The sequence below is a fragment of the Paenibacillus sp. 01T47 genome, from assembly GCF_056398245.1.
Map to the genome: position 1 here is coordinate 1 of NZ_JBFTPA010000058.1, position 3,547 is coordinate 3,547.

General features: G+C 36.9%; 2 protein-coding genes. Both read left to right on the top strand.

Annotation, left to right across the window (positions count from 1 at the left end):
- Positions 1-241 (top strand): transposase (locus AC1DOV_RS34560; RefSeq protein ID WP_477552149.1); only part of this gene is annotated, 241 nt, incomplete at its 5' end.
- A 785-nt stretch (positions 242-1,026) separates the two neighbouring features.
- Positions 1,027-2,127, top strand: a complete 1,101-nt coding sequence (locus tag AC1DOV_RS34565) for a hypothetical protein (RefSeq protein ID WP_441887145.1) — start codon at positions 1,027-1,029, stop codon at positions 2,125-2,127.
- Positions 2,128-3,547: the final 1,420 nt, after the last annotated feature.

Consider the following 3,547-nt stretch of genomic DNA (forward strand, 5'->3'; position numbering starts at 1 on the left):
AAAGTTATTTGGAAAAAAATTAACCCATAGCATGTCTCGCGTAGGGAGATGCATTGATAACAGTCCCATAGAATCCTTCTGGGGAACCCTGAAGTGCGAAAAATATTATTTGCATACATACCGAACTTTTGATGAGCTTGAACGGGACAWTGAAGCCTACATTCACTTTTACAATTACGAACGATTACAGGCGAAACTAAACGGCCTCAGTCCAATGGAGTTTAGGACTAAKGCCGTTTAACAGTTTTTATTTTTTGTAATGTCTACTTGACGGGGTGCAGTTCAAAGTCTCGGCAGCCTTTCTTATTTCTATATTTTTTCTCGCGTCACCGCGTTAATTCTGTGTAACATTAGTAATTACTCTAAAACGCTAGGTGTCGTACCTGCTTCGTTCGAATTGAGATAAACAACAAAGAATCTAGATTTTGGGTTTTATTGAATGAGTGGTACAAAACTCATTAGGAGGCGTTGTGAGTACGATTTGGGATTCCCTTTTTAACCCCATTGTAAATTGGAGGTACAAACTTTATTGTAAACGTTTAGTTAGCGAACTTTACTCAGGCACCAACTATAATGAAACTTGTAAAATAGGCATAAAACTTAATAGACAAATCATTATTTAAAGTAACTAAACCAAACGGGAAAAGGAGTACGGAAATCGAGCAAATCAAAGTGAAATTTATATCTGTTCGAACTGCATTAATCAAAATAGAGAGCCGCTGCTGAATGCTGATGGTAAGCCTTACTGTTCAAATTGTTTAGGTAAGACCGCGAAAGTGGCCATCATGAAAGGTAGGAGAGTCTGTTCTCATAGGAAGCGTAGAAGGTAACTCAAGCAATGAAATGAAGTGGGGTAATCAGTAGCTTGCTCTACTTAATTTGTATTCAAAAGGAGGATGATTTTCATCTATCACAATTAGAAGAATTGAAATACAAATACTTGCTTCTATTTCATAGGACGGTTATCAATATTAGAATATGATGGAGTTAATAAGCATATAACATCTTATTTAGGAGCGAATTGACATGAAAGGTTTGTATTATCACCCAGATCGAATTCTTGATGAAAGCACTACTATTATTGATCAAGACAGATATGCAGCTATTACGATGTTTTTGGATTTAGTTGAGACCATAACTCCTGAAGTGGCTGAAGATCTCCAACAGTTACATGATACATATGTCCTAGCGGATCTTTGTTACGTGAAGCAATACTCAGAAAGGCGATTATGGCCATCATCCTGGGAAATTGTAAAAAAATCGGATCACGATTATTGTCCAGAATATATTCCACTTAAAGAAGCTATTTTGGATTGGGCTAGTAAATTCAATCTATTAGGGAATCACGAATTTTATCATTCTTTGGGGCTTACGTCTCTCTCTTTTTATTATGATGATTGCAAAGATTTAAATCGAAAAGGAAGAATGAAAGAATATAGAGCGATTGCTAAACAATATAACGTTCCACTGGAAGCAGTTCGTCAGTCTGAGCGGTTTAGTAAGAGTTGGCCCCATCAAGAAAAACTTGTTTTAGCGGAGAATGTATTTCAAGAGGACGAATCCGATACGATAGAACTCAGTCGAAGTATTGGTAATGATGAGAATCTCCATAGTCTATTCTTTGAACAAACTTTTCCGTTCATATTTTCTCCAGATAGTTTAACTTCGTTCTTTAAAAAAGATGAAAATGTTGATGTTTTTATGTTTGAAACAATGAAGACTCACTATGAATTAATGCTCTGTATTTATGATAGTAAGAAAGAGGAAGCGATTAAAGAAGGGATTCCTCTTGAATTACCCCAATTTAGTGGACTTGCTTGGGATCCGCGAAACGAAACCTGGAAAAATTTTGAGCAATCAATGGATCAAGCATATGCCGAATATAAGCAACTGTATCGAGAGCGAGCGGAGAGTTTTCTCAAAGATAGAGGCTATGTGAAAGAGAAAGAAAAGAGAAATTTGGATCACTTTAAATGGCTTGTTCATTATTTGGTTCAAAAGTGGACTCTTCGTGAGATAGCCGATAAGTACAGTGGATCTGAATTTATACTAAGTGAAGATACTATATTTCACGGTTTAAAAAGTGCAGCTAGAATGGTCTTGATAGACTTGAAACAACGAAAATAATTTTGTTTCTAATGGCGATAAAAAGAGCCAGAATTAGACTATTCAAGGAAACAAACTTCAGATTTATTTTCTACTTAAGGCTATCAAGCCCTTCGAATCCTAAAGCACGCTGTTGCACCATAAAATTACTGTCTGCCCTTTGGTCCGAGTGATGGTATATTGTGACGGGTTAGTGTAAATTGTTAAGTATTATTGGCACCAAAGTAACTGAAATGGAACAATTGAAAGCTGCTGGCATAAATCTCTAGACGCTGGAGCATACGTTGAATCCGCTGGTCCACCAAAGCACGGCGCCGACAATCACGGTGAAATCTTTCTGTTTGATGTTGGAAGCCGATAATTGTTAGAAACACTCTAACATTGGAGTACAGTTTATAGCCGATACGTTTTAAAGAGTGCTAGGTTGTATCTTCAAACTACAAAACGACGACCTAGACAGGGTCTACTTTTCACAGGAGAAGACGATACAAAACCCGAAATAATCAATGTAATCGATAATTCTTTTAAGAGTAAAACCTACAGGTTCAGGACAGGACTCTCCACTCCTATCTATACTTTTGCACTCTTATTGAGTGCGAGCCACCCTTACAGGTGGCTATTTTTTATTGCTCATTAAGTGACCAATCTGCTAAAGGTTACGGTATAAGGATCCATCTGGTTGAACCATAATACGAACGGGCAGGTTAGCATGGTGCTTGGTGGGTTACATGATTTTCGTAAATGTGGTAGAATATTCCATGTAAACCGAATTGAAAGGGGACTTGGAATGAGCACAAACAAGATCCATGAAACCCAGCCCGAAAAGGAACATTTGCACAGTAACTATAATTATTTAGATGAGAACCTTCGCTCTATTCAAAGTATTGAGGGTGGAGGACCAATGAAAAAAATAGATTTAAATTCAATGCCGCGTCCTCTAAAGATCTTCGGCTACTYTGTMTTTTCAATTTTAGTGTTAATGGGTGCGGTAGCAGTCTTGATTAGTTTTATTCGTTAWATTTAACAACATCACCACGCTGCTCAACTAACGGAGAASGTTAGGCAATAGCACACAACGATGAGCAGGCACTGCGGTAGCCTGCTCGTTTTATTAATCTAACGGGCAGTTATGCGAAACAAAATAAAATTCGTCTTCGTAATTAGAAGGAAGTATGCTGAGTACAGCGACTCTTATRACKYTATCCAGGAGGAATTTCTCATATTCCAAAAAATCAGAAACCTATTCAAGACTCGACGACTTAAACACCAATTAAAATTACTCAAACCAATACATGTCATTTTGCATGAAAATAAAGAAGTCTTTGAAGATCATTGGCAAGCAAGAACAGAAGCTTATGAATCGCTACCAGAAGAAGATATTCAAAGTATTTTAGTCTATACTCAAAAGAAACTAAATGAAATATCAAATTATTTGAATACC